This window comes from Micromonospora marincola, from assembly GCF_056150385.1.
This window is the reverse complement of record NZ_JAXCFT010000002.1, coordinates 637,189-660,816: the sequence shown is the minus strand read 5'-3', so window position 1 is coordinate 660,816 and position 23,628 is coordinate 637,189. Positions and strand designations below refer to the sequence as shown.

At 71.3% G+C, this 23,628-nt stretch carries 27 protein-coding genes, 2 tRNA genes and 3 pseudogenes; 21 read left to right on the top strand and 11 right to left on the bottom strand.

What is annotated here, in order from left to right; all coding sequences use genetic code 11:
* Nucleotides 1-5 precede the first annotated feature (5 nt).
* The 10 genes and pseudogenes from gyrA to SM450_RS07675 form a co-directional block, all read left to right on the top strand.
* Nucleotides 6-2,102 (top strand): annotated as a pseudogene (gene gyrA, locus SM450_RS07720) (DNA gyrase subunit A); the annotation flags it as partial.
* A gap of 3 nt (nt 2,103-2,105) precedes the next feature.
* Entirely contained in the window at nt 2,106-3,020 is a 915-nt protein-coding gene (locus tag SM450_RS07715) for a DUF3566 domain-containing protein (RefSeq protein ID WP_474618950.1), read from the top strand.
* Nucleotides 3,021-3,166: 146 nt separating this feature from the next.
* A tRNA-Ile gene (locus SM450_RS07710) sits at nt 3,167-3,240 on the top strand.
* A gap of 43 nt (nt 3,241-3,283) precedes the next feature.
* Nucleotides 3,284-3,412, top strand: a complete 129-nt coding sequence (locus tag SM450_RS07705) for a DLW-39 family protein (RefSeq protein ID WP_013283222.1) — start codon at nt 3,284-3,286, stop codon at nt 3,410-3,412.
* 10 nt (nt 3,413-3,422) lie between these two features.
* Nucleotides 3,423-3,495 (top strand) — tRNA-Ala (locus SM450_RS07700).
* 77 nt (nt 3,496-3,572) lie between these two features.
* The gene (locus tag SM450_RS07695; RefSeq protein WP_199757668.1) at nt 3,573-3,848 is read left to right on the top strand and encodes a type II toxin-antitoxin system Phd/YefM family antitoxin; all 276 of its coding nucleotides are present in this window, start codon (nt 3,573-3,575) and stop codon (nt 3,846-3,848) included.
* The gene (locus SM450_RS07690; RefSeq protein ID WP_474618949.1) at nt 3,845-4,102 is read left to right on the top strand and encodes a Txe/YoeB family addiction module toxin; all 258 of its coding nucleotides are present in this window, start codon (nt 3,845-3,847) and stop codon (nt 4,100-4,102) included. Before SM450_RS07695 ends, SM450_RS07690 begins: the two co-directional genes overlap by 4 nt.
* 225 nt (nt 4,103-4,327) lie before the next feature.
* Complete coding sequence (locus tag SM450_RS07685; RefSeq protein ID WP_278121521.1) at nt 4,328-4,612, top strand: type II toxin-antitoxin system Phd/YefM family antitoxin; 285 nt, start codon at nt 4,328-4,330, stop codon at nt 4,610-4,612.
* Nucleotides 4,609-4,896, top strand: a complete 288-nt coding sequence (locus SM450_RS07680) for a type II toxin-antitoxin system RelE family toxin (protein ID WP_474618948.1) — start codon at nt 4,609-4,611, stop codon at nt 4,894-4,896. The genes SM450_RS07685 and SM450_RS07680 overlap by 4 nt, the downstream gene beginning before the upstream one ends.
* Nucleotides 4,897-4,951: 55 nt before the next feature.
* Nucleotides 4,952-5,287 (top strand): hypothetical protein, encoded by a 336-nt coding sequence (locus SM450_RS07675; protein ID WP_474618947.1) that lies wholly within the window; start codon nt 4,952-4,954, stop codon nt 5,285-5,287.
* A gap of 52 nt (nt 5,288-5,339) precedes the next feature.
* Here the strand turns inward: SM450_RS07675 and SM450_RS07670 are convergent, their stop codons facing one another.
* The 4 genes and pseudogenes from SM450_RS07670 to SM450_RS07655 all read right to left on the bottom strand — a co-directional run bounded on the left by SM450_RS07670 (nt 5,340) and on the right by SM450_RS07655 (nt 7,381).
* Nucleotides 5,340-6,221 (bottom strand): GNAT family N-acetyltransferase, encoded by an 882-nt coding sequence (locus SM450_RS07670; RefSeq protein ID WP_474618946.1) that lies wholly within the window; start codon nt 6,219-6,221, stop codon nt 5,340-5,342.
* 130 nt (nt 6,222-6,351) lie between these two features.
* Nucleotides 6,352-6,610, bottom strand: a pseudogene (locus SM450_RS07665) (type II toxin-antitoxin system VapC family toxin); the annotation flags it as partial.
* Nucleotides 6,610-6,684, bottom strand: a pseudogene (locus tag SM450_RS07660) (prevent-host-death protein); the annotation flags it as partial. The pseudogenes SM450_RS07660 and SM450_RS07665, both read right to left, overlap by 1 nt.
* Before the next feature lie 139 nt (nt 6,685-6,823).
* Complete coding sequence (locus tag SM450_RS07655) at nt 6,824-7,381, bottom strand: SMI1/KNR4 family protein (RefSeq protein ID WP_474618945.1); 558 nt, start codon at nt 7,379-7,381, stop codon at nt 6,824-6,826.
* A 101-nt stretch (nt 7,382-7,482) separates the two neighbouring features.
* Between SM450_RS07655 and SM450_RS07650 the strand changes: the two genes are divergently transcribed.
* The 4 genes from SM450_RS07650 to SM450_RS07635 all read left to right on the top strand — a co-directional run bounded on the left by SM450_RS07650 (nt 7,483) and on the right by SM450_RS07635 (nt 9,381).
* Nucleotides 7,483-8,244: an arsenate reductase/protein-tyrosine-phosphatase family protein gene (locus tag SM450_RS07650; RefSeq protein WP_474618944.1), complete on the top strand. Its 762-nt coding sequence runs from the start codon at nt 7,483-7,485 to the stop codon at nt 8,242-8,244.
* Nucleotides 8,241-8,621 carry a VOC family protein gene (locus SM450_RS07645; RefSeq protein ID WP_474618943.1) on the top strand — a complete coding sequence of 127 codons (381 nt, stop codon included), beginning with the start codon at nt 8,241-8,243 and terminating at the stop codon, nt 8,619-8,621. Before SM450_RS07650 ends, SM450_RS07645 begins: the two co-directional genes overlap by 4 nt.
* A gap of 74 nt (nt 8,622-8,695) precedes the next feature.
* Nucleotides 8,696-8,998, top strand: coding sequence for an ArsR/SmtB family transcription factor (locus SM450_RS07640; RefSeq protein ID WP_474619049.1), 303 nt, complete (start codon nt 8,696-8,698; stop codon nt 8,996-8,998).
* Nucleotides 8,995-9,381 carry a VOC family protein gene (locus SM450_RS07635; protein WP_474618942.1) on the top strand — a complete coding sequence of 129 codons (387 nt, stop codon included), beginning with the start codon at nt 8,995-8,997 and terminating at the stop codon, nt 9,379-9,381. Before SM450_RS07640 ends, SM450_RS07635 begins: the two co-directional genes overlap by 4 nt.
* Nucleotides 9,382-9,392: 11 nt before the next feature.
* Here the strand turns inward: SM450_RS07635 and SM450_RS07630 are convergent, their stop codons facing one another.
* Complete coding sequence (locus tag SM450_RS07630; protein WP_474618941.1) at nt 9,393-9,983, bottom strand: dienelactone hydrolase family protein; 591 nt, start codon at nt 9,981-9,983, stop codon at nt 9,393-9,395.
* 64 nt (nt 9,984-10,047) lie between these two features.
* Here SM450_RS07630 and SM450_RS07625 point away from each other — a divergent pair, with 64 nt between their 5' ends.
* Together SM450_RS07625 and SM450_RS07620 are read left to right on the top strand one after the other, a co-directional pair.
* Nucleotides 10,048-10,629: a helix-turn-helix domain-containing protein gene (locus SM450_RS07625; RefSeq protein ID WP_474618940.1), complete on the top strand. Its 582-nt coding sequence runs from the start codon at nt 10,048-10,050 to the stop codon at nt 10,627-10,629.
* A gap of 50 nt (nt 10,630-10,679) precedes the next feature.
* Nucleotides 10,680-11,651 carry an L-threonylcarbamoyladenylate synthase gene (locus SM450_RS07620; RefSeq protein ID WP_474618939.1) on the top strand — a complete coding sequence of 324 codons (972 nt, stop codon included), beginning with the start codon at nt 10,680-10,682 and terminating at the stop codon, nt 11,649-11,651.
* A 7-nt stretch (nt 11,652-11,658) separates the two neighbouring features.
* Here SM450_RS07620 and SM450_RS07615 read toward each other — a convergent pair whose 3' ends face one another.
* Nucleotides 11,659-16,128 carry a cation-translocating P-type ATPase gene (locus SM450_RS07615; protein WP_474618938.1) on the bottom strand — a complete coding sequence of 1,490 codons (4,470 nt, stop codon included), beginning with the start codon at nt 16,126-16,128 and terminating at the stop codon, nt 11,659-11,661.
* Between the two features lie 157 nt (nt 16,129-16,285).
* On the opposite strand from SM450_RS07615, the gene SM450_RS07610 reads away from it, so the two are divergent.
* The 5 genes from SM450_RS07610 to SM450_RS07590 all read left to right on the top strand — a co-directional run bounded on the left by SM450_RS07610 (nt 16,286) and on the right by SM450_RS07590 (nt 19,729).
* The gene (locus SM450_RS07610) at nt 16,286-16,546 is read left to right on the top strand and encodes a hypothetical protein (RefSeq protein WP_474618937.1); all 261 of its coding nucleotides are present in this window, start codon (nt 16,286-16,288) and stop codon (nt 16,544-16,546) included.
* Nucleotides 16,547-16,601: 55 nt separating this feature from the next.
* Nucleotides 16,602-17,978, top strand: coding sequence for an MFS transporter (locus SM450_RS07605; RefSeq protein ID WP_474618936.1), 1,377 nt, complete (start codon nt 16,602-16,604; stop codon nt 17,976-17,978).
* A 97-nt stretch (nt 17,979-18,075) separates the two neighbouring features.
* Nucleotides 18,076-18,897, top strand: a complete 822-nt coding sequence (locus tag SM450_RS07600; RefSeq protein WP_474618935.1) for an SDR family oxidoreductase — start codon at nt 18,076-18,078, stop codon at nt 18,895-18,897.
* Between the two features lie 36 nt (nt 18,898-18,933).
* Complete coding sequence (locus tag SM450_RS07595) at nt 18,934-19,083, top strand: hypothetical protein (protein WP_282289006.1); 150 nt, start codon at nt 18,934-18,936, stop codon at nt 19,081-19,083.
* 97 nt (nt 19,084-19,180) lie between these two features.
* Nucleotides 19,181-19,729, top strand: coding sequence for a YbaK/EbsC family protein (locus SM450_RS07590; RefSeq protein WP_474619048.1), 549 nt, complete (start codon nt 19,181-19,183; stop codon nt 19,727-19,729).
* Nucleotides 19,730-19,765: 36 nt separating this feature from the next.
* On the opposite strand, the gene SM450_RS07585 is transcribed toward SM450_RS07590, so the two are convergent.
* The 5 genes from SM450_RS07585 to SM450_RS07565 form a co-directional block, all read right to left on the bottom strand.
* A complete protein-coding gene (locus tag SM450_RS07585; RefSeq protein ID WP_474618934.1) occupies nt 19,766-20,398 on the bottom strand; it encodes a DsbA family oxidoreductase in 633 nt (210 codons plus the stop codon).
* 20 nt (nt 20,399-20,418) lie between these two features.
* The gene (locus SM450_RS07580) at nt 20,419-20,844 is read right to left on the bottom strand and encodes a SufE family protein (protein ID WP_474618933.1); all 426 of its coding nucleotides are present in this window, start codon (nt 20,842-20,844) and stop codon (nt 20,419-20,421) included.
* A 210-nt stretch (nt 20,845-21,054) separates the two neighbouring features.
* Nucleotides 21,055-22,212 carry a CU044_5270 family protein gene (locus SM450_RS07575; protein ID WP_474618932.1) on the bottom strand — a complete coding sequence of 386 codons (1,158 nt, stop codon included), beginning with the start codon at nt 22,210-22,212 and terminating at the stop codon, nt 21,055-21,057.
* Nucleotides 22,209-22,751: an RNA polymerase sigma factor gene (locus SM450_RS07570; protein ID WP_474618931.1), complete on the bottom strand. Its 543-nt coding sequence runs from the start codon at nt 22,749-22,751 to the stop codon at nt 22,209-22,211. The genes SM450_RS07575 and SM450_RS07570 overlap by 4 nt, the downstream gene beginning before the upstream one ends.
* 469 nt (nt 22,752-23,220) lie before the next feature.
* Entirely contained in the window at nt 23,221-23,604 is a 384-nt protein-coding gene (locus SM450_RS07565) for a CBS domain-containing protein (RefSeq protein WP_474618930.1), read from the bottom strand.
* Nucleotides 23,605-23,628: the final 24 nt, after the last annotated feature.

Here is a 23,628-nt window from a genome sequence, read left to right as displayed (position 1 = left end):
ACAACACGGAGTGCAAGCTCGACCCGCTGGCCATGGAGATGCTGCGGGACATCGACGAGGACACCGTCGACCTTCAGGACAACTACGACGGCCGGGCCAAGGAGCCCACCATCCTGCCGTCGCGGATCCCTAACCTGCTGATCAACGGCTCCGAGGGCATCGCGGTCGGCATGGCCACCAAGATCCCGCCGCACAACCTGCGTGAGATCGGCGCGGCGGTGCAGTGGTGCCTGGAGAACCCGGACGTCGACGAGGCGACCACGCTGGAAGCCCTGCTGGAGATCGTCAAGGGTCCGGACTTCCCGACTCACGGCCTCATCGTCGGCCAGGCGGCCATCCAGGACGCGTACCGGACCGGGCGCGGCTCGATCCGGATGCGCGCGGTGGTCGAGGTGGAGGAGGACAAGCGGGGCCGGCCGGCGCTCGTGGTCAGCGAGCTGCCCTACCAGGTCAACCCGGACAATCTCGCCGAGCGGATCGCCGAGCTGATCAAGGAGGGCAAGCTCGCCGGCATCGCCGACATCCGGGACGAGTCCTCCGGGCGTACCGGCATGCGGATCGTGCTCGTGCTCAAGCGCGACGCGGTCGCCAAGGTGGTGCTGAACAACCTCTACAAGCACACCCAGCTCCAGGAGACGTTCGGCGCCAACATGCTGGCGCTCGTCGACGGCGTGCCGCGCACCCTCAATCTGGCGCAGTTCCTCCGTTACTACGTCGAGCACCAGATCGAGGTGATCCGCCGGCGGACCGCGTTCCGGCTGCGCAAGGCGGAGGAGCGGGCGCACATCCTGCGCGGCCTGAGCAAGGCCCTCGACGCGCTGGACGAGGTGATCGCGCTGATCCGGCGCTCGCCGACGGTGGAGGACGCCCGGCAGGGTCTGATCCGGCTGCTGGAGATCGACGAGGTCCAGGCGACCGCGATCCTGGACATGCAGCTACGCCGCCTGGCGGCGTTGGAGCGGCAGCGGATCCTGGACGACCTGGCGAAGCTCGAGGTGGAGATCGCCGACCTCAAGGACATCCTGGCCAAGCCGGAGCGGCAGCGGAAGATCGTCTCCGACGAGCTGGGCGAGATCGTCGCGAAGTGGGGCGACGAGCGCCGCACCAAGATCATCCCGTTCGACGGCGAGGTCTCGATGGAGGACCTCATCGCCCGCGAGGACGTGGTCGTCACGATCACCCGCACCGGGTACGCGAAGCGGACGAAGGTCGACCTCTACCGGTCGCAGCGCCGTGGCGGCAAGGGCGTGAGCGGGGCGACGCTCCGCCAGGACGACATCGTGAGCCACTTCTTCGTATGCTCTACCCACGACTGGATCCTGTTCTTCACGAACAAGGGTCGGGTCTACCGGGCGAAGGCGTACGAGCTTCCCGAGGCCAGTAGGGTGGCCAAGGGCCAGCACGTGGCCAACCTGCTCGCCTTCCAACCGGACGAGCAGATCGCGCAGATCATCGAAATCCCGAACTACCAGGTGGCGCCCTACCTGGTACTGGCCACGAAGAACGGCCTGGTGAAGAAGACGCGGCTCGAGGAGTTCGACTCCAACCGTTCCGGCGGCATCATCGCGGTGAACCTGCGCGATGAGGACGAGCTGGTCGGTGCGGTCCTGGTCGCGCCGGAGAACGACCTGTTGCTGGTGTCGAAGAACGCGCAGGCGATCCGCTTCAACGCCACGGACGAGGCACTGCGTCCGATGGGCCGGGCCACCTCGGGGGTGATCGGCATGCGCTTCAGCGGTGAGGACGAGTTGCTCGCCGTCGAGGTCGTCCGGGAGGGTCTGGACGTGCTCGTGGCGACGAACGGGGGTTACGCGAAACGTACCCCGATCGAGGAATACCCGGTGCAGGGCCGGGGAGGTAAGGGCGTGCTGACTGCGAAGATCACCGAGCGACGCGGTGGTCTGGTCGGCGCGGTCGTGATCGATCCGGAGGATGAGCTGTTCGCCATCACGAGCAACGGCGGCGTCATCCGGACTCCGGTGAAGCCTGTACGCCGTACGCGTGACCGGAACACAATGGGGGTCAAGCTGATGGACCTCCCGGACGGCGTGACTATCGTGGCGATTGCTCGCAATGCCGACGAGCCTGACGAACAGGACTAGTTGATGACGGAGACACAGGCGAAGTCGGGGAACAAGGGGACCTCGGCCACCCCGGTCGAGGAGGAGGCCGCGCAGGGCGGCACACCAGCGACCGGGCGCGCCGCCGTGGGTCGGGCCACGGTTCCCGCCGACGCGCCTGCCCCGAAGTTCACCCGGGCCCCCGGCATGGCCCCGCCTCCCGACAAGCCCGGCGACGACTCGGGTTCCCGTGAGTCGACCGAAACCAAGGTCGACGCGCCGACGTCGGCCGACGGCTTCGCGGCTCCGGCCGCGGCGAAGCCCGCCACGAGCACACCGCCGACCAAGGCGATGGCAGCCGCCCGGCCGTCCACCGGCACGACAGGCACGCAGCCCCGCATCGGGGCCGGCCTGGGCACCGCCCCGAAGGCGCCGCCCGAGGCGGCCGGCCCGGCCGGCGCCAGTCAGGGTCGTCCCACGAACGGCGGCGGCCTGCCGCCGGGCATCAGCGGCGCGGCGGCTGTCGGCGCCGCGCGCGTGGGTGAGGCGGTACGCGCCGCGCGTACCTCGGTCGGCTCGGCCGCGTCGCGCGGACCGCGCCGGGCCCGGCTGAACCTGAAGCGCATCGACCCGTGGTCCGTGATGAAGTTCGCATTCGCGGTCTCGGTGGTGCTCTTCATCGTGGTGGTCGTGGCCACGTCGGTGCTCTACCTCGCGCTCGACGCGATGGGCGTGTTCAAGAGCGTCAACGACAGCCTGACCGACCTGGTGAACGCCGGCGGCGGCTCGGGCGGCGGCGGCTTCCGCGTCACCGCGAAGGGCGTGATCATGACGTCCGCGCTTGTCGGCCTGGTCAATGTCGTGCTGTTCACGGCGCTTGCCACGTTGAGCGCGTTCGTCTACAACGTCTGCGCCGACCTGGTCGGTGGGATCGAGCTGACGCTCGCCGAGCGGGACTGACACGAACGACGCCGGGGCACCGCGTAAAGCGGTCGCCCCGGCGTCGTGCGTCCGGGTAAGTTCGTGGCAGCGCGGGCGCTTTCCGCCACGGGCCCCCCGATTTGGGCGCGCTGGCGGCGATGGGTTAACCTTGCTCGTCGCTACGCGGGGCTATAGCTCAGTCGGTTAGAGCGCAGAGCTGATAACTCTGAGGTCGCTGGTTCGATTCCAGCTAGCCCCACCGCACATCGTCCGACGACAGTCGAGCGCGAGGGGTCAAGCCCATGTTCAAGAAGCTACTGATCCTGGCCGGCATCGTCGGCGTGGCCGCCGTGGTGGCCAAGAAGGTCAAGGCATCGAACGACGAGCGCGCCCTGTGGCACGAGGCCACCACGGCGCCCGACCTGCGCTGACCTCAGTCTCGGGGCCCTAGCTCAACTGGCAGAGCACTGCCTTTGCAAGGCAGGGGTTAGGGGTTCGAGTCCCCTGGGCTCCACTTGTTGATCTTCGGTGCGAACCCGGCCGAACCACCCACATGAAGTACAATTTTCTGTACTTTCCCTGGAGGTGGTCATGCGGACCGTGAACTTCACCCAGCTACGGCAGAACCTGGCCGCCGAACTCGACAGCGTCATCAACGACGCGGAGGAAGTGGTGGTGACCCGGTCAGGCCACGATCCCGTGGTGATCGTGCCGCTTGCGGAGTACGAGTCGATGAAGGAAACCGAGTACCTCCTGCGCAGCCCGAGCAACGCCGCCGCTCTGCGGCGGTCGATGGCGGAGCTTGAGAAGGGCGATGCGGCCGAGAGGGATCTGATCGACCCGGCCACCGTGCGGGACGTCGCATGAGGCTGGTCTTCACCGCGACGGCGTGGAGCCAGTATCTCAGCCATACAGACCGTAAGTTGGTCAAGCGCATCAATGACCTCATCGCGGATGTGATGCGCAACGGATACGAGGGCATCGGCAAGCCGGAGCCCCTTCGGGGGGAGTTGTCCGGCTACTGGTCCCGCCGGATCGATCGCGAACACCGTCTGGTGTATCGGGTCACCAAGGACGACGTGGAGATCATCGCCTGCCGTTACCACTACGTCGACCGGTAGCGGACTGGACTGGAATCAGGAACGTCGGTCCCGCGCGAACTGAGGCTTCGCAGCGGCAACGGGTCACCGGCGATGGTCGCCGGTTGATTCGTATGGTGGTGCCTCCGGCCCACGCAACTTCCTGACCTGCCGTTTCGTGGCGACGTGTGTTCACCATGCGAACCATCGGCGTGGTGTCGGGAGGAACGGTGGACGTCCCAGCGGATTTTGGTCATACTTGTGACCATGACGACGCTGCCCTTGGGGGAAGTGAAGACTCGGCTCTCTGAGCTGGTGGGGCGGGTGCACGACCACCACGAACGGGTGACCGTGACCGTGCATGGTCGGCCGTCCGCCGTGCTGGTGTCGGTGGAGGACCTGGAGCGTCTGGAGGAAACCGTCGCGGTTCTCGGGGATGCGGGCACCCTGCGGCGGCTGGCCGACTCCGACGCGGAACTGGCCCGAGGTGAAGAGGTCTCCACCGACCAGCTTGCGGAGACCATTCGCGCCCGTCGCGCCTCGGCCGCGTGAGCCCCCGGCTGCCGGAAGATCTGTACACGCTCCGCACCACGCCGACCGTCCGTCGAGCGCTCGCCGAACGGTTGCCGGAGGCGGTAGCTGTCGCCGCGTACAAGTTCATGACCGGGCCGTTGGTGCGAGAGCCCTATCGGGTCGGGAAGCGTTTGTTGCCGCCGTTGTCGGATCAGTTCAGCGCTCGGCGAGGCACCTACCGGATCATCTACCGCATCGACGACGACACCCGCACCGTGACTGTTGTGGACATTGATCATCGAAGGGATGTGTACCGCTCCTGACGCCCCTGGCTCTCCGTGCCCGATGGCGTCCAAGGCACTCAGTACGGTAGGTGCCGTGTCGATGAGTGTGGCTGACGAGGCTGCGGCCATTGAGGCTGAGGTGGAGCAGTATCCGGACGAGCGTGGTGAGATCCTGCTCGAGGCTGCCGACGCATGGCGCCGGGCAGGGAGGTTCGACCGAGCAGCCGACCTGCTGACCAGGCTGATCACTGACGGCGGTGTGGACGGCTGCTACGCGATGGCGCAGCTAGCTGAGGTGCGATTCGAGCAGGGCGACGTCGATGAGGCGTATGTCGTGCTGGATGGTTTGGCTCGCAACGCGGCAGGGGTAACGGGGCACCGGCAATGGTTGCCGGTTGGTTCGCATGGTGGTACCTCCGGCCCACCATGATCGGATGCAGCTTCAGGCCGGAGCGAGGTCCCTCGGTCGGTGTCGCGGAGCGTTAGCTGGGCTCGAGCGATTGAATGCGCTTCTCGAAGTTGAGCTGGTTGTAGGGCGAGGCGCTGTAGGCGCCGATTTCGTGGTATCCGCTGCTGCGGTACAAAGCGATGGCTTCGCCGAGTGAGTTGTGGGTTCCCAGCCGGACCGTGCCCACGCCGTGCGCGGCGGCGTCGGCTTCGAGGTGTTTCAGGAGGCGTCGGCCCAGGCCGAGGCCGCGGGTTGTGGTGTCGGTCCACAAATGGCGGATCTCGGCGATTCCGGGGGCGAGTCGGACCCATGCGCCGCACCCGGCGGGTCTGTCGCGCTCGCAGGCGAGCAGGAGCGACCCGTCCAAGTCCTCGGGCCGGGTCAACGTCGCCTCGTCGTAGCCTTCCGGGAAGCGTCCGGCCAGCTCGGTTGCGTACCGGCGCAGGCACCGCCATGCCCGTGGGTCGTCCGCCGTGACCGGGGTGATCGTGACCGTCGCCAGCCGTAGCAGCCGCCGGACCTGTTGCTGGGCGGCTAGCAGCTCATCCTGCTGGCCTGGACTGAGCTCGCCGATCAGGGCGGCGATATTGGCACGAGATCGATCGTCGAGCACACCGCGTTCCCTTCGGCCGGCGTCGGTGAGCTCAGCGATCCTGGCTCGACCGTCGGCGGGATGCGGGACGACGCGGACCAGGCCCCGCTCTTCAAGGGCCCGTAGCAGCCGGCTCAGATACCCGGAATCCAGACCAAGGCGGTCGCGTAGCTCACGAACGGCGGTGCGGTCACCGATCTCCCAGAGCAGCCGAGACGGCCCCAGGGGGCGATCAAGACCGAGGTACTGATCGGTGAGCAGGCCCAGACTTTCGGTATAGAAGCGGTTGAAGTCGCGTATCCGGTCGATGAGGTCGGTCTCCATCCCACCGATATTAGCTGACCGAGGTCAGACAAGTCACCGGGCGAACCGGGGTGCCGCTCGGAATGGGCGGCGCCTTGGCGTGTGGCGCTTGGGCCGCTCGCGGGTAACAGGCAGGGATCGAGCTGTCCGATCAAACCTTGAGGACGTCCACGTCGTACAGCGCTATCGACGGGTCGCGGGAAGCGAGGGTCAGCCCTTCGGTGATTGCCTGTGCCACCAGCATGCGGCCGAGGGGATCGCGGTGATGCGATGGCAGGCGGCCGGCGACGATGGCGTGGGCGTGGGTCACCGGAAGTTCCCGGAAGCCCATGTCTCTTACCCGCTCTGCGAGATCAGGGGAGACCGGCGAGTTTCCCGGCACTCTGTTTGATGGTGATCTCCCACAGTGGTCCACCCGCTCGATGATGCGCGACAGATGGGTCTTGGCGTCGTGCATGTTGTAGTGCACGGCCTCAGCCGACATGGCGCAACCTCCTCGCTTAGCTAAGGGGTTAGTTAAGCCTGCTCGGCCGCATGCGTCAGCGGCCTTGGCTGCTCAGGGGCCGGGATCGCCACCCGCCGTCCGAGTGCGTACCCCGGGAGAGGGCAGGGTCAGCGCTCTCTTACCCGCGTTTGACCAGCCAGTCGTGGTACCACTCGGGAAAGGCGGCCTCAGGGCTGAGGCCTCCGTCGGCGGCCAAGTCGTCGAACCACACCTGGCCTCGCATCGGGCCCGTGATGATCAGGCGGTGGAAGGCGCCGCAGCCGAATTCGGCGATCACCAGCGAGCCGGCGGTCCATCGTTCGTCGGAGTATTCGTCCTCGGTCATGGCGTCGGCCGGGCCGGGGACGCCCGGGACCGGCACGTGGTTCGCGGGGTTCCACGCTGCCGTGTGCGGGAACGGGGTGGCCAGGTAACCGGGTTCCTCTCGCAGAAGGTCGTGGTCAAGGGGAAACAGCCCGTAGTGCGGGCCCGCGCCGCCGTTTCCGACCTCCCGCAGGAAGCTGCGGTAGGCGTCCGGCAGCGTGATGTGGTGGTGGTCCTCGAACGCGGCCAGGTCGGCTTCGCGGAGGGTGGGTCCGAATCGGTAGCGGTGACGCCGTGCCCCGAAGCGTTCGAGGTCGGGGTCTTCAGCTCGCATGGCGGCAAGCCGGGCTTCGATGTCGTCGACGTTCCACATGATCCCTCGTCGTGGTTCGGTGCCCGTCAGCCTACGGCTGAGCGATCATCCCGACGAACGCTGCCAACAACATCAAATCACTTTGATGTATTCTGCTGGCCATGGCGCTATCCAGTCAGGCCGCCCCACCACCGTTCGTCCGGCTGGCGGCGCACCCGGTGCGCTGGCGACTGGTGACCGAGCTGGCCCGCAGCGACCTGCGCGTGCGGGAGCTCGTCGCCCTGATCGGCGAGCCGCAGAACCTGATTTCCTATCACCTGCGGCTGCTACGCGACGGTGGCCTGGTCACCGCCACCCGCAGCAGCTTCGACGGCCGCGACAGCTACTACCACCTGGATCTGGCCGAGTGTGCTCGTGGGCTGGCCGGCGCCGGCGCGGCCCTGCATCCGGCGCTGCGGATGAACCCGGCCGCGTCGGCGCCACGCCCGGGGCCGCCGCGGGCCACCGTGTTGTTCGTGTGCACCGGCAACAGTGCCCGCTCACCGATGGCCGAGGCGCTGCTGCGCCACCACGCCGCCGGTCGGGTAGCGGTGGCAAGCGCCGGTAGCCGTCCCCGGCCGAGCATCCATCCCCACGCGGTGCGGGTGCTTCGCGAGCGGTACGGCATCGACATCGCGGGTCAGCGGCCGAAGAGTCTGGACGCCCTGGCCGGCCGTCGCTTCGACATGGTGGTCACGCTGTGCGACAAGGTCCGCGAGGTGTGTCAGGAGTTCGATCACCAGCCACGGTTGGCGCACTGGAGCATCCCGGATCCCTCCGCGGCGGGCGACACCGACTTTTCCCGCACCGCCGCCGACCTCGACACCCGCATCCGCCACCTGTTGCCCGTCCTCGTTCCCACGCCTACGGAGGTTCAGCCGTGACGACATCCCACCGGTTCGCCAGCGTCCGTTACCTGGTCGACGACGTCCAGGCGGCCATCGACTTCTACACCACCCATCTCGGGTTCGCCCTGGGCCGCAGCGCCGCGCCCGCCTTCGCGGAGGTGACTGCGGGTCCGCTGCGGCTGCTGCTGTCGGGGCCGGCCAGCTCCGGCGCCCGCGCCACACCAGACGACGCCCGCGAGAGTGGCCGCAACCGCATCCATCTCGTCGTCACCGACCTGGATGCCGACATCGACCGGTTGCGACGTGCGGGCCTGTCCTTCCGCAGCGAGGTGGTCGCCGGTCCTTGCGGGCGTCAGATTCTGCTTGCCGATCCGGCCGGCAACCTCGTCGAACTGTTCGAGCCCGCCGGCTGATCCTCGACCGGCCGGCTGCGTTGGACCGCGGATCCGACCGCGCCCGGTCTTGATATGCAAGCCATCACTTGCCTATTGTGGCTGACGTGGGCGATCTGTACCAGGCGCTGGCCGACCCCACCCGCCGCCTGATCCTCGACGAGTTGACCGAACGCGACGGTCAGACTCTCTTCGAGATCTGCGGCCGGCTGGCCACCAGACACCAGGTCGGGTCGTCCCGGCAGGCGATCTCCCAGCACCTCGACGTGCTGGAGGCCGCCGGCCTGATCGTCACGCGGCGGCAGGGTCGCTACAAGTTCCACCACCTCGACACCCGGCCGCTGCGGTCCATCACCGAGCGATGGCTCGGGTCCGAACCCACACAGGAGACGCCATGAGGATCAACCTGACGAGTGTGTACGTCGACGACCAGGACAAGGCGCTGCGCTTCTACACCGAGGTGCTGGGTTTCGTGCCGAAGACGGACGTGCCCACCGGTGAGCACCGCTGGCTGACGGTCGCCTCGCCCGACGGGCCGGACGGCGTCGAGTTGCTGCTGGAGCCCGACGCGCATCCGGCCGCCAAGACGTTCAAGGAGGCGCTGGCGAGTGACGGCATCCCGTTCACCCAGTTCGCGGTCGACGACGTCGCCGCCGAGCACGACCGGTTGCGGCAGCTCGGCGTGCTGTTCACCCAGGAGCCTGTCGACATGGGCCCGGTGGCCACCGCTGTGTTCGACGACACCTGCGGCAACCTGATCCAGATCGCGCAGTACAAGTAGCGGTCAGGTGGTCAGCCCAGGCGGTCGAGGAGGTCGCGGCTGCGGCTCACCACAAGCGTGGTCGCCTCCGCGTCGTACGACGGGAGTGAGCTGTCGGTGAACAGGTGTCGGTCGCCGGGGTAGACGAACAGCTCACCCCGTTCGGGTCCGACGATCGCGACCAGTTCACGGGCGGCGTCGACGTCGCCCTCCAGCCCGAAGAACGGGTCCCGCTCCATGCCGTGGACCTGCACCGCCACGCCGTCCGGCCAGGGGCCCATCGCCCACTCGCCGGTGACCGGCAGGCACGCCTCGTAGAGCAGGGCGGCCCGGGCGCCGGACCGGGTCTGGGCGAGCCGCTGGGCGATGGCCGCGCCCCACGAGACGCCCGCGTAGACCAGGTCCGGGCGCAGATCGGCGGCGATCCGGTCGGCGTGCTGATCGAGGACGTCGCCGCCGATGCGCTTGGTGAGCGCCGAGCCCTCCTCGATGCTCGCCGGCCGCTCGCCGTCGAAGAGGTCCGGGGCGTGCACGGTGTGCCCGCCGGCGCGTAGGGCGTCGGCGAGGGCGCGTACGCCGTCGGTGAGCCCCTGTAGGTGGTGGAAGAGGAGGATCTCAGCCATCTCTAGACTCCTGACTGTCAGACCAGAATCATCGAACGAACCAGAATATTAGAACGGTCGGGAAATGTCGGTCAATCAGCGGGTCCCCGATTACGACCTCGACGACCTGCTCGTGGTCACCGCCCCCGAGCAGTTGCGTGCGCTCGCCGACCCCCTGCGCGGCACGCTCCTGGAGCTGCTCCTGGAACGCGCCGCCACGGTCAACGAGCTGGCCGGTGCCGTGGGCCGACCGAAGAGCAGCGTGGCCTACCACGTGAACCAGCTCGTCGACGCCGGGCTGCTGCGCGTGGTCCGCACCCGCCGGGTCCGGGCGATCGAGGAACGCTTCTACGGCCGGGTGGCCCGCACCTTCTACGTCGGCGCGCTCAGCCGGCCGGAGGACAAACAGGTCGTCGCCGGGATCAACGGACTCGCCGAGGCCGCGGCCGAGGCGGCTGCCGCGCACGCCGCCGACGAGCTGCGGTGCACGCTCGTGCACGCGCGGATCCCGATCGAGGACGTCCGCGAGTTCTGGGCCGAGGTGCAGGCGCTGGCCCGGCGGTTCGCGCAGATCCCCCGCGCCGGCGACCAGGTGTACGGCTTCGCCGCCGGTCTCTACCCCACCGACGCGCCGAGCCTTCCCGACGCGGCCGACGAGCGGGACTGAACGACCGGGGTCGCGCCGGGGCGACGCGCGGCGCAGGCTAGCGTCGCAGCGTGAGCACCGGATCCCCGCGCGTCCTCCCGGCCGACCGCGGCATCGACGAGGCCGCCGCCGTCCTGCGCGCCGGCGGGCTTGTCGCCTTCCCCACCGAGACGGTCTACGGGCTGGGCGCGAACGCGCTCGACCCGAACGCCGCGGCGCGGATCTTCGAGGCGAAGGCCCGGCCCAGTTTCGACCCGCTGATCAGCCACCTGGCCGACGCCGCCGACCTGCCCGCGCTTGTCGGCGCGGTGCCGCCGGCCGTGGCCGCGCTCGTGGAACGGTTCTGGCCCGGCCCGCTCACGCTTATCGTGGACCGGCCCGCGGCGATCCCGCCGATCGTCACGTCCGGGCTGGAGACCATGGCGGTCCGGGTGCCGGACTCCCCGGCCGCGCGGGCGCTCATCGCCGCCGCCGGTGTGCCGGTCGCCGCGCCCAGCGCCAACCGGTTCGGCCAACTCAGCCCGACCCGGGCCGAGCACGTGGTGGCCGGGCTGGGCGGTGCGGTGGACGTGGTGCTCGACGGCGGGCCCACCCGGTGCGGGATCGAGTCGACGATCGTGGACGCCCGGGGTGAGCGGCCGGTGGTGCTGCGGCTGGGCGCGCTGCCGGTCGAGGCGCTGGTGGAGGCGATCGGGCCGGTCGAGGTACGCCAGGGCAGCTCCGGCCAGCCGGTCGCGCCCGGGACGCTTGCCGCGCACTACGCCCCGCGTACCCCGTTGCGGTTGGGTGCGGCGGGTGAGCACGACGGCGGTCGGCGGGGATTCCTGGCCTTCCGGGAGCCGCCGGCGGACGCTGACTGGGCGGCGGTGGAGGTGCTCTCGCCCTCGGGTGACCTGACGGCGGCAGCCGCGCGCCTCTTCGACGCGCTGCACCGGCTCGACGCGGCCGGGGTGACCGAGATCGTCGCCGAGCCGGTGCCCGACGCAGGTGTCGGCCGGGCGATCAACGACCGGCTGCGCCGGGCCGCCGCCACCTGGCACTGAGCGCCGCTCAGGACGAGCCCGGCTGCGGCAGGCGGTCCACCAGCTTCGTCAACGCGCTGTTGGCGAACGTCGCGCCGAGCGCCGAGCCGGTGGCGATGGTCCAGCCCACCGGTCCGAGCGGGGTGCAGCCGAAGAACTGGCTGACCCCGGGCGTCTGCACCACCAGGACCAGCACGCCGACGGACGCGGCGGTGGCGGCCAACACGGTGGGGCTGGTGCCGCCGGCCAGCACGGTCTGTCCGAGCTGGGTGCCGATCAGCGAGGCGAGCGCGACGGTGCCGGCCCGGCGTTGCGTGCCGGTCCACCGGGCCAGCGTCCAACCGGCGGTCGCGCCAAGTGTGGTCGCCGCGGCCCGCAACCCGATCTCCCGGGTCATGGTGGCGCCGAGCGACGAGTCCGGCCCCTCCCGCAGCAGGTGGTCGGCGCGGTCGTCGGCCGGCGGGCGGACCGCGATGGCAAGCGCCGGCGCGAGGTCGGTGAGCAGGTTGACAAGCAGCAGTTGCCGACCGGTCAGGGCGGACCGGCCGGTCGAGGCGGCGGAGAGCACGCTGAACGCGATCTCGCCGAGGTTGCCACCGACCAGGATGCTCAGCGCGTGCCGCACCGAGGACCACATGGCCCGTCCCTCGACGAGCGTGGCGATGATCGTCTCCAGCCGGTCGTCGGTGACCACCAGGTCGGCGGCGGCGCGGGCGGCCGGGGTGCCGCGCTGACCGAGCGCGATGCCGACGTCGGCCAGGCGGATCGCCGGGGCGTCGTTGGCGCCGTCGCCGGTCATCGCCACGGTCCGGCCCCGGCGCTGCAACGCCTGGATGATCCGTACCTTGTGGGTGGGTGTGCAGCGGGCCACCACGTCGGTGTCCATCAGCCGCTCCGCGAGCGCGGCGTCGTCGAGCCGGTCCAGGTCGGAGGCGGTCACCACCCGCTGCTGCCCGTGGTCGGGACTGATGGTGGCGGCGATCGCCTCGGCGGTGGCCGGATGATCCCCGGTGATCATGACGGTGTGCACGCCGGCCTTCCGGATCCGCTCCACCGCCGGCCGGGCGCTCTCCCGCACCCCGTCCGCGAGAGCCAGGAAACCCACGAAGACCAGCCCGTCGACCTGCTCGTCGGTGACCGCGTCGACCGCGACCGGGCACTCGGCGACGGCGAGGACGCGGTGCCCGGCGCCGGCCCGGCCGGCAAGCATGGCCTGCACCTCGTCCCGGCCCGCCGCGTCCAACGGCAGGTCGCCCCCGGCGGTACGCCGGGACGCGCACCGGGGCAGCACCGACTCGGGCGCGCCCTTCACGCTCAGCAGGAACCCGTCGGCGGTGCGGCCGACCGTGGCGCTGTAACCCCGGGACGGTTCGAACGGCAGCCCGCCCCTCGCGCTCCAGTCCGGCGCCCCGATGCGCTCGGTCACCCCGGCCGTGTTCGCGCCCCGGCGTACCGCCCGGTCGGTCTGCTGCGGCAGTTCCTCCGGGTCCGCCGCCGCCGGAGTGGCCCGCAGCGCCGCGGCAAGCGTCGACCGGAGCGGGTCGTCGAGGCGGTCCGCCGGGGCGTACCTGTCGTCGCCGCTCCCCACGCCGGCAAGCAGCAGCTTCCCCTCGGTAAGCGTGCCGGTCTTGTCGAAACAGAGCACGTCCACCCGGCCCAGCGCCTCGATGGTGCGGGGGTTGCGGACCAGCGCGCCGTGCTCGGCCAGCCGCCGGGCCGCCGCCAACTGCGCGGCACTGACCAGGAACGGCAGCCCCTCCGGCACCGACGCCACGGCCAGGTTCGCGGCGGTCGCCGCCGTCTCGGCCAGGGGTACGCCCCGGAGCAGCCCCGCCCCGGCCACCGCGATCGCCGAGGCGGCGGCCAGCGGCACGGCGGCGTTCGTCAGCTTGCCGAGCCGGGCCTCCACCCCGCTGGCCGGTGGCGCCTGCCGGGCCAGCGCCAGGCTCCGCCCCGACTCGGTCTGCTCGCCGGTCGCCACCACCACGGCGGTGCCGTGCCCGGCGGCCACCGTGGTGCCCTCGAAGAGCATCGAGTGCCGCTCCGCGATCGCCGCGGCGACCACCGGTTCGGGGTTCTTGGCCACCGGCAGCGACTCGCCGGTCAGCGACGACTCGTCGGCCTCCAGCCCGTCACTCGTCAGCACCCGGCAGTCCGCAGGTAGGGCGTCACCGGAGCCGATGCTGATCACATCGCCGGGCACCAGGTCCTCGGCGGGCACCACCCGTTCCGTGCCGTCGCGCCGCACCCGGGCGGTGACGGCCGAGCGGGACAGCAACTCGGCCAGGGACCGTTCGGTGTTGCGCTGGTGTACCGCGCCGACAAGCGCGGAGCCGCCGACCAGACCGCCGACGAGCGCCGCGTCGACGAGCGAGCCGAACGCGGCGGAGAGGACCGCGCCGGCAGCCAGCACCGGGGTGAGCGGATTGGACAGCTCGTCGACGAACGCGCGGAGCAGCGCGGCCGGCCCCTGCCCGTCGTCGGCCCCGGCGCCCCGGCGGCCGGCCGCCTCCTCGTCGGTCAGCCCGGCGGGCCGGGTGTCGAGCTGGTCCAGGACGGTCTCCACCGGCATGAGATGCCAGGCGGTGAGCGCCGGCGTCGGGGTGCCGGCCCGGTCCGGCAGCCGGTGCGCCCGGACGACGCCGTGCGCGAAGGCGACCATGGCGGCGCCGTTCACCGCCGCCATGGTCCGGCCGGGAAGCAGCCGCCGGTCGGCGGTGAACGCGCCGAGCGCGCCGATCCCGCTGCCGGCCATGGCGATCCTGATGTTCTGCCCGGTCATCCGGCGGGCCACCCCGGCGGCGTCGATGAGCAGGGCGGGGATCCGCAGGTCGTCGCCGACCAGCAGGTGCGCGCCCCACGGGGGCAGGTCGTCCGGCGCGGACACGCCGACGCCACAGTCGGCGGCGGCGAGGGCGGATCGCTGCCCGGAGACCACAAGCACCACCGCGCCCTCGCGTTGCAGGTCACGGACGGCGGCGGCAAGGTGGGACCCGCCCGGGACGTGCCGGTCGGCCACGTCGTACCGGCCGTCCTCGGCGCCGCCGACCACGAGCCGGACGTCTGCCTGACGGGCGGCGGAGACAAGCGCGTCCACCCCCGGGGCGGGTTCCGGCTCGACCCGCAGCACCGCGGCGAGCCGTCCGCCCTCGGCCAGCCCGAGCAGCCGCCCGCCGTGGGCCCGCAGCCGCTCGCTGTCCGGGGTGTCCCCCGGATCGGAGGCGTCGAGCCGGTCCAGCGGCGCGAGCCGCCAGCCGTCGTCGGTCCGTACCGCGTCCGGGCGGGCCGGGTCGAACAGGGCGAACGCCCGGGCGGCGACCTGCCGGGTGTCGGCGCCGGCCAGTGGCGCCAGGTCGGACAGCACGCCCCGGTCGGAGCCGAGCACCGCGGCATCAAGCACCACCGTGTCGATCCGGTCCAGCTCCCGCAGCACACTGCGGTCCATGGCGATCACGCCGCGCCGGGCCAACATGCGGCCGAGCTGCGCCGCGTACCCCTCGCGCCCGCTGCCCGGCGCCTTGGGCAGCGCGGACAGCGCCAGCGCGGCGGCGCGCTTGCCGCCGGCCACCGGGATCGCCGCCGCGCCCGCCGCCGCACCGGCGGTGAGCACCCGCTTGACGTAGCGCTCGACCTGGCCGTCCGGGACCGGGCAGGGCCGCTCGCCGTCCGGCACCCGCGCCACCGCCCGGTCCGGGTCGCCGGTCAACCCCGGCTCGGCGCGGCTCCACGCGACGAGCTGGGCCCGCGCCTCACCCCACTGCACCACCCGCTGCGCGCCGTCGAGCACGATGCCGGCCCAGCCGCCGGTGAGGCCCTGCACCACCGCCTCGGCGAGCGGGAAGAGCACCTCGGCGCGGGGATCGGCGCGCAGGCCACGGTCGGCGAGCGCGTGCAGCCTCGGATGCAGGTCGACCGCGTTCAGCAGGCCGGCCACCTCGCCGGGCACCGGCGTGAACGGCAGGATCCGGGTGGCCGCGGAGATGGTCAGGCCGAGCGCGTCGGACGCAAGCGCGCCGAGCGTACGGGGGGTGCGCGGACCCTCCTCCGGCGGATGCGGCGGCGGGATCTCCGGGTCCGGCTCGAACGGGCAGGCCCGCTCGGCACGCGTCACCGTGTCTATCAGGTCCCGCAGCCGCGGCGCCGGGTCCCCGGTCGCCACCACCACCCGGCCCGACGGCGCGTTCACCCGGGCCCAGGTCACCCCCGGCACCGCCTCCAACGCCGCCTCGACCTGCCGGGCCAGCCGGTCCCCGCCGTCCTGGCAGACGCCGTGCACCTCGATGTGGTGCCGACCGTCCCGGGACCACACCCGCCGCCGGGCCAGGTTCGCCAGCCGGGCCAGCCGGGTGGTCACCGCGCCCACGTTCCCGGCCGCCTCGGTGACGACCGGTGGAACGGCCGACCCGGGCAGGGCCGACCCGACGGTACGCGCCACCCGCGCGACGGCGTCCGGCACGGCGGCCGGCGACAGCAGGAGACCGGCGAAGCCGTACGCCATCTCGCCTCCCGGACTCGTCCCGGCGGCCCGACTTCCCGGCGCGGCGTCCGTTATGCCCCCGGAGTGAGGGAAGTTTCCCCACTGCCCGGCGCATGGACGCCGGGGTCGGTGGAATGCCGCTGGGGTCGATGCCGTCGTCGTGACCGGGGGAGGCAGGATGAGCACGCTGACGCGAGACCTGAGCGGAGCACGGGAGACGATCCGGGCATACAGCCGCCGGGTGGACCTCCCGCTGCTGGGCGAGGTGGCGGTGCCCCCGCCGGACAAGTTGGCCTACTACGCCGGCATCGGGGTGCTCGCCGCGCTCCAGGTCATCGAGTGGCCGCTCGCCCTGGTCATCACCGCCGGGCACGTCCTCGCCGACCAGCACGCCTCCGGCCTGGCCAAGGGCGTCGGCGAGGCGTTGGAGACCGCCTGACGAGACCGGGCCCACAGTTGACCTCAACCACGGTTGAGGGCTCAGGCTGGAGCCCATGACGACCGTCACCGCCCCGCCGGAGACCTCCGCCACCGGCCTGTGGTCGCCGGGCCTGCGGGCGATGACCGTGGGCAGCGTCGCCCTGGTGTCGCTGCTCGCGTTCGAGGCGCTCGCGGTGGGCACCGCCATGCCGACCGTCGCCCGCAGCCTGGACGGGCTCGGCCTGTACGCGCTCGCCTTCGGCGGGCCGTTCGCCTCCGGCGTGGTCGCGATGGTGGCCTCCGGCATCTGGTGTGACGCGCGCGGACCACGACCGGCCATGTGGCACGGGATGGCCTGGTTCGTCGCCGGCCTGGTGGTCGCCGGCACCGCCGACCGCATGGGAGTGCTGGTCGCCGGGCGGGTGGTGCAGGGCTTCGGCTCCGGCCTGCTCTCGGTGGCGCTCTACGTGATCGTCGGGCACGCGTACCCGGAGCGGTTGCGGCGGCGGATGTTCGCCGCCTTCGCCGCGGCCTGGGTGGTGCCGTCGCTTGTCGGGCCGGCGCTGGCCGGCCTGATCGTGGAACACCTCGGCTGGCGCTGGGTGTTCCTGGCGGTGCCGGTGGTGGCGGTGCCGGCGGTGCTGCTGATCCAGCCGGGGCTGCGGACGCTCGCCGGCACCGTGCCGACCCGGCCGCCGGCCGGCGCGCTCGCCCGGGTGGGCTGGGCCTGCGGGGCGGGGGCGAGCGCCGCGCTGCTGCACTACGGGGGGCAGCAGCGCGGCGCGCTCGCCGCCGGGCTGATCGGGGTGGCGCTGGCCGGGCTGCTCGGCTGCGTACCGCGGTTGTTGCCGCCGGGCTTCCTCCGGGCGGCGCGCGGGCTGCCGACGGTGATCGGCCTGCGCGGGCTGGCCTCGGCCGCGTTCGTCGGCGCCGAGGTGGTGATCCCGCTGATGCTCTCCCGGGAGCGCGGCTTCACGCCCACCGGCGCCGGGCTGGTCCTCACCGTCGGGGCGCTCTCCTGGTCGGTGGGCTCGTGGATCCAGGGCCGGATCTCCGCACCCCGCTCCGCGGCCAGCCTGCCCCGGGCCGGATCGGCCTGCATCGCCGTCGGCACGGCGGGCGTCGCGACGGCGCTGCTGCCGGGCGTTCCGGTGGTGCCGGCCGTGCTCGCCTGGGCGGTCGCCGGACTCGGCATGGGCCTGCTCTATCCCTCGCTGTCGGTGCTCACCCTGGAGTTGTCCGCCCCGGCCGAGCAGGGCCGGAACTCCTCCGCGCTGCAACTGGGCGACTCACTTGCCGCCGCCGTCGTGCTGGCGTTGACCGGGGCGGTGCTTGCCACCGGTTCGGCGCCCGGCCCGGCCAGCTACGCGGCCACGCTCGCCGTCGCGGCCGGCTGCGGACTGCTCGGCCTGCTGCTCGCCGGTCGCGTGGTGCCCCGGCCGGTCGCCTGAGCGGGTCGTCACGATCGGCACCGGCGTTCCGTCCCCTGTCCGGAGCGGCTTTCGGTGCCGACCGACGGCCGGACGGCATGGGCGGGAGGATGTGGCGATGCGGGTGCTGGTGACCGGGGCGACCGGACGGCTCGGACGGGTGGCGGTGCCCCGGCTGCGGGACACGGGGTTCACCGTCCGCGCGGTGAGCCGTCGACCCGACGCCGTCAGCGACGGTGGCGGCGTCGCTGGCGGTGGTGGCGGTGGCGGTGACGGCGTCGAGTGGATGCCGGTCGACCTGGCCACCGGCGCCGGGCTGGCCGAGGCGGTCGCCGGGACGGAGGCGGTGCTGCACCTGGCCTCGTCGCCGAACCGGGACACTCACCGGATCGACGTGCTCGGCACCCGCCGGCTGACCGTCGCCGCCGGCCACGCCGGGGTGCGACACCTGGTATACGTCTCGATCGTCGGCGTCGACCGGGTGCCGCTCGCCTACTACCGGCACAAGCTCGCGGCCGAACAGGTGGTGGCAGCCGGAGAGGTGCCCTGGAGCGTGCTGCGGGCGACCCAGTTCCCCGAGTTCCTGGCCGGCCTGCTGGGCGGCGCGAGCCGGTTGGGTCCGGTGATCGGGGACCGGGCCGTGCTCGCCCAGCCGGTCGACGCGGGCGAGGTGGTGGACCGGCTCGTGGCGATGCTGTCCGCCGGGCCGTCGCGCCGGGTCGACGACTTCGGCGGGCCCGAGGTGCTCCGCTTCGACGAGGCGGCCCGGAGTTGGCTCGCGGTCCGCCGGTCGCGCCGGCCGCTGCTGCCGGTCCGGATCCCCGGGCGGCTCGGCCGGGAACTGCGCGCCGGCGGGCTCACCACGACCGCCACGCCCACCGGTACGCGTACCTGGGCGGATCACCTTGCCGACACGTACGGGGGAACCGGCCGAAGGTGAGATCCGGTCGGGTCCGGGGCGGCCTACCGTGACCCCATGCTGGTCTTGGCGGTCACCGTGGTGCTGTACGTGTTCGGCTTCGTCTTCCTCTACGGGGTGATCCGGGTCGGCGTCCGGCACGGGATCGCCGACGCCGAGGCGAACCGTCCCGAGCCGCTGCAACGGCGGCATCTCACCGAGGTGTAAGGAGGGGGCCCCGGTTAACGGATTCCGCATAGGAAGGGGCCCCTATTAACAGCGCGGCGAGCGGATTGCCGGCGCGGGTGCGAGGATCGCATCCGTGATGGGGACGCTGAAGACGGAGCCGGCCCGGGGCCGGCTGGACCTGTTGGCGCCGCCGGTCGCCGCAGCGGTGGAGCGGTGGCCGGACGAGGCACCGGTCGACGTGAACGAGGTGCTTGTCGCTCCGATCGACGCCGACCTTGCCGACACCGCGGCCTTCTGCGCGGCGTACGAGGTGGGGCTGGAGGAGTCGGCCAACTGCGTGGTGGTCGCCGGTAAGCGTGGCGGCGAAACCCGCTACGCCGCCTGCATCGTGCTCGCCACCACCCGGGCGGACGTGAACGGCGCGGTCCGCAAGCTGCTCGACGTGCGCAAGGCGAGCTTCGCGCCGATGGCCGAGGCGGTGGAGCTGACCGGGATGGAATACGGCGGGATCACGCCGATCGGGTTGCCCGAGGAGTGGCCGATCCTGGTCGACGCACGGGTGATCGCCACCCCACACGTGATCATCGGCTCGGGCGTACGCCACAGCAAGATCGCCCTGCCCGGGCCGGCGCTCGGCGCGCTGCCCGGGGCCAGGGTGGTGGAGGATCTGGCCCGGCCGGCCTGACCCTTCACCCGCATCGATCTTGTTCCACGTGAAACATCACGCGGCGGCCTCACGCTGCGTCACCTCATGCAGCGCGGCGAGCAGGGTTGCCGGCTCCTGGGCGCCGGTGACCGCGTACTTCCCGGCCAGCACGAAGGTCGGGACGCTTGAGACGCCGAGCTGGTGCGCGGCGCTCAGGTCGGCGGCGACCTCCCGGCGGCCGAGGTTCGACTCCAGATACCGGCGGGCCTCGGTCTCGTCCAGCCCCACCTCACCGGCGAGCGTGACAAGCGCGTCGATCGAGCCGACGTCGACGCCGTCGAGGAAGTGCGCCCGGTAGAGCCGCTCCACCGCCTCCGCGGCCTGCCCCCGCTCGGTGGCGAACCGCACCAGCCGGTGCGCGTCGAACGTGTTCGCCGCCACCGCCCGGTCGAACCGCAGGTCGAGGCCGGCGCCCGCGGCGACCCCGGAGACGTGGGCGGCCATGCCCTCGGCCTTGTCCCGGCCGCCGAACTTGTCGGCGAGCGCGTCGAGCAGCGGCCTCGGCTCGGTGACCGGCGTCGGGTCGAGCTGGAACGGCCGGTACCTGACGGTCACCTCGCCGTCGTACGACTCCAGGGCCTGCTCCAACCGGCGCTTGCCGATCCAGCACCAGGGGCAGACGACGTCGGCGTAGATCTCGATCTCCATGACCAGCGACAACCCGCAGGTCAGGCGATCTGTTCCCGCACCTGGCGCTTCAGGCGGGCCAGGATGGCCGTGCCGCCGCGTACCCGCAGCGGGCTGATCACCTGGGCGAGCCCCATCCGCTGGTACAGGTCGTCCGGTACGGCCAGCACCTCCTCGGCGCTCGCGCCGGCCAGCCCCTCGGCGAGGATGCCGGCGAACGCCCGGGTGGTCGGCGCCTCCGGCGGGCAGTCGAAGACCGTGCTCACGGTCTTGTCCGGGTTCACCTCGGCGCGCAGGAAGAACGCGGTCTGACACTCGGGGACCTGCTCCAGTTCCTCCCGGTCCACCCCCTCGGGCAGGGGTGGGATCACGTCGGCGAACTCCAACAGCATCTCCAGCACGACGTCGCGCGGTGCGGAGGCGAACTCGTCGACGATCTCGGCCAGCTTGGTCGGCATCTCGGGCATGTGTCGAGGCTATCCGCCGTGCCGTCACCACCCATCGCAGGAGGGGCGGCTCGTGGCTTGAAAAACGCCACCGGGCATCACACAGATCAGTGCGATGCGAGCGGCGAAGGGTCGTGATGATCGATCATCACGACCCTTCGCCATCCGTCAGGGGTGACGATGGCCGCCCGTCTACCGCGACCGGCCATCGGTACGAGCAGCGCGCCGTTTCTACCGGGGCAGAGTTGGCGCCTGTGGGGCGGCGTCCGACCACTCCGCCGTCAGCACCACCGTGCTCCTCTGCTTGATGGGAACCTTTTCGCCCTTCTGCGTCGAGGTGTACTTACTGCCGAGCAGCCGATGGTCTGAGGGGTCGACGATCAGCCGCATGGTGGTGATGTTGTAGCGCAACTCCACACCCTGCCCTGCGCGTCCACTCTCGTCCTTGACGGTGCCGATGCTGCGGACGCCGGGGATGTCGGCGAGAACCCGGAACGCCGCGGCGCGTACCTTCGGCGGCGCTGGGGTGTCCAACAGCATCCGACTCAGGAAGCCGAACAGCAACTGGTTGCCCTCGCTGCTACCGGGGGCGAATCCCATGTCCGTCTGGATCCGGCTGCTCACCCACGCGCGTAGCGCGCCCTGCTCGTCGGGTAGCTGCCGAACCTGCTCCAAGCTCAGATACCCGAGGTCCTCCAGATAGCGTGGTGGATTGGTGTCCCTCCTCAGGGTGCCCTCACCCGGCCGAGTGGACAGGACCGGCTTGCTCGATCCGTCGTTGTCGAGAACCCACTCGCTCGGAGAACCGGCAGCGCGCCAGGCATGCTCGCCGAGCTCCCGTCTGCCGGTATAACTAGCCTCTGCCGGATCACTGGCGTCCCAGCTCTCATTCACGACGCGCTGCAACACCCAGTAACGTTTGTTGTCGGTGTCGATCCGCCGCATTCCGTACACGTCGAGGGTCTTGACGTGCCAGTACTTGCCAGTCTCGGCGGGCGCCTGTTCCGATCGGGCCGCCGCCGCGAGCAGAACGTCACGTGCCGACACCCGTGTCACGTCCCCGATCGCGCCATCCGCGACCCCCGGCTGCGCACCGGCCACCGGCAGGTTGCTGGTCTGTTCGCCCGACGGCGCGGAGATCACCGACACCGCCAGCACCCCCGCCGCGACCGTCCCGACCAACCCCGTGCCAAGGAAGGACCAGCGCAGCACCGGCCGCGATGCCCTTGAACGGCCGATCATACGATTACCTGCCGAATTCCCGGTCGGATCGGCTGCGAGGACTTGGTCCAAGACTCGCCGCCCCATGTCACTTCGCGCCCACCCGGCCGAGTCCTGCCGACCCCGACGCAACAATTCATCAAGATCCACTGCGTTCTTCTCCTTCATGCCGTCACCGAGCCGCGGATCATCAATAGGGCCTCACCGTTGTCTTCGGCGAACCGTCCGTAGGCTGCGCGGAACCGGTTACGCGCCCGATGCAGCCGCACCGCATAAGTGGGACGCGAAACGCCGAGCACCCGCGCTGCCTCCGCCGCGGTCAGGTCAAACCAGGCCGCCGTGACCAGCACCTCGCGGTCCCGCTCACCGAGCGCGCGCAGCGCCCCACGCACCTGATCACGCAGCGCCACGTCATCAGCGAGCCCATCCGACCCGTCCTCCACGGCCGTCGTGCTCATCCGCTCGTCGAGAGCAGCCGCAACGGCTTGTTGCCGGCGGCGCGCCAGCATCACCGTACGAGCCACACCGAACAGCCAGCCCCGCTCCTCACCAGCCCGGATCCGGTCCAGGGACCGCCAAGCCACCAGGAACACCTCACCCACCACATCCGCGGCGTCGTGCTGACCAACCCGCCAGGCCGCGTAGGCGTGAATATCGTCGGCATGTCGACGGAACATCGCGGCCACTCGCTCTTCCCGTTCCCGCATCGCACCTCCACAGGTCGCCTGTCACGGGTACTTGTCGGCAACACGGTCACCGATTACAGGCGAAGGCGAGGTACTTCCGCGAACTGCTGCCGATCGCAGCGACAAGGGCGTGCGGGATGATCACGACAGGATTGAACAGGAAGAATGATGTTCGGCGGGCGTCCTGATTCCGTCGTGTCCGGTCAGGACGAGGCGGACGCCGGCTTCCTCCGGCCGACCGCCGCCGGCGTTGGTCGGGACATCGATCCGCAACCGGGTGGAATCTGGCGCCGAATAGGCTGCCATCGACACTCTCATTTGGCGACCGATAGCTGGACAGCATCCCGGCACACGCGGCAGAAGTAAGAGAATCCCCTTCACCGGTCAGTCGCGTTGGCGTCGAGGCTATCCGCCGTGTCCCGTGCGGGCGGGCGGGGTGTTAAGCGGGGGCCCCGCCTCTACCGCAGGCGTTAAGAAGGGCCCCCGCCTTTCACGAACTGAGGGTGGGCTGTGTGGCCAGGTCGCCGAGGGAGATGATGCCGACCAACTTCCGCTCGTTGTCGCAGACCAGCACACGCCGGATGTTGCGCTCGCGCATCAACGCGGCGGCCTCGCTCGCGGTGCAGTGCTGCTCGATCATGACGACCTCACGGGTGATGATCGACCCGATCGTGGTGGTGCCCGGGTCGGCGCGCTCGGCCACCGCCCGCACCACGATGTCACGGTCGGTCAGCACACCGGCGAGCGTGGCGCCGTCGGTCACCACCACGTCGCCGATGTCCGACTCCTTCATCACCCGGGCCGCCTCGTCCAGCGGGGTCTCCGCCGGGAGGTAGACCACCTGCTTGGTCATCACGTCACTGACGCGGTACATAGGAGCCTCCGAAAACGCCTCGGT

Coding starts and splice junctions, on each gene's coding strand:
- SM450_RS07630 (WP_474618941.1), bottom strand. CDS start 9,983: ATGGCTGAGATCCTCCTCTTCCACCACCTACAGGGGCTCACCGACGGC.
- SM450_RS07690 (WP_474618949.1), top strand. CDS start 3,845: ATGAGGCTGGTCTTCACCGCGACGGCGTGGAGCCAGTATCTCAGCCAT.
- SM450_RS07635 (WP_474618942.1), top strand. CDS start 8,995: ATGAGGATCAACCTGACGAGTGTGTACGTCGACGACCAGGACAAGGCG.
- SM450_RS07625 (WP_474618940.1), top strand. CDS start 10,048: ATGTCGGTCAATCAGCGGGTCCCCGATTACGACCTCGACGACCTGCTC.
- SM450_RS07575 (WP_474618932.1), bottom strand. CDS start 22,212: ATGAAGGAGAAGAACGCAGTGGATCTTGATGAATTGTTGCGTCGGGGT.
- SM450_RS07585 (WP_474618934.1), bottom strand. CDS start 20,398: ATGGAGATCGAGATCTACGCCGACGTCGTCTGCCCCTGGTGCTGGATC.
- SM450_RS07615 (WP_474618938.1), bottom strand. CDS start 16,128: ATGGCGTACGGCTTCGCCGGTCTCCTGCTGTCGCCGGCCGCCGTGCCG.
- SM450_RS07600 (WP_474618935.1), top strand. CDS start 18,076: ATGCGGGTGCTGGTGACCGGGGCGACCGGACGGCTCGGACGGGTGGCG.
- SM450_RS07590 (WP_474619048.1), top strand. CDS start 19,181: ATGGGGACGCTGAAGACGGAGCCGGCCCGGGGCCGGCTGGACCTGTTG.
- SM450_RS07695 (WP_199757668.1), top strand. CDS start 3,573: ATGCGGACCGTGAACTTCACCCAGCTACGGCAGAACCTGGCCGCCGAA.
- SM450_RS07580 (WP_474618933.1), bottom strand. CDS start 20,844: ATGCCCGAGATGCCGACCAAGCTGGCCGAGATCGTCGACGAGTTCGCC.
- SM450_RS07565 (WP_474618930.1), bottom strand. CDS start 23,604: ATGTACCGCGTCAGTGACGTGATGACCAAGCAGGTGGTCTACCTCCCG.
- SM450_RS07655 (WP_474618945.1), bottom strand. CDS start 7,381: ATGTGGAACGTCGACGACATCGAAGCCCGGCTTGCCGCCATGCGAGCT.
- SM450_RS07570 (WP_474618931.1), bottom strand. CDS start 22,751: ATGCGGGAACGGGAAGAGCGAGTGGCCGCGATGTTCCGTCGACATGCC.
- SM450_RS07705 (WP_013283222.1), top strand. CDS start 3,284: ATGTTCAAGAAGCTACTGATCCTGGCCGGCATCGTCGGCGTGGCCGCC.
- SM450_RS07595 (WP_282289006.1), top strand. CDS start 18,934: ATGCTGGTCTTGGCGGTCACCGTGGTGCTGTACGTGTTCGGCTTCGTC.
- SM450_RS07715 (WP_474618950.1), top strand. CDS start 2,106: ATGACGGAGACACAGGCGAAGTCGGGGAACAAGGGGACCTCGGCCACC.
- SM450_RS07650 (WP_474618944.1), top strand. CDS start 7,483: ATGGCGCTATCCAGTCAGGCCGCCCCACCACCGTTCGTCCGGCTGGCG.
- SM450_RS07610 (WP_474618937.1), top strand. CDS start 16,286: ATGAGCACGCTGACGCGAGACCTGAGCGGAGCACGGGAGACGATCCGG.
- SM450_RS07670 (WP_474618946.1), bottom strand. CDS start 6,221: ATGGAGACCGACCTCATCGACCGGATACGCGACTTCAACCGCTTCTAT.
- SM450_RS07685 (WP_278121521.1), top strand. CDS start 4,328: ATGACGACGCTGCCCTTGGGGGAAGTGAAGACTCGGCTCTCTGAGCTG.
- SM450_RS07605 (WP_474618936.1), top strand. CDS start 16,602: ATGACGACCGTCACCGCCCCGCCGGAGACCTCCGCCACCGGCCTGTGG.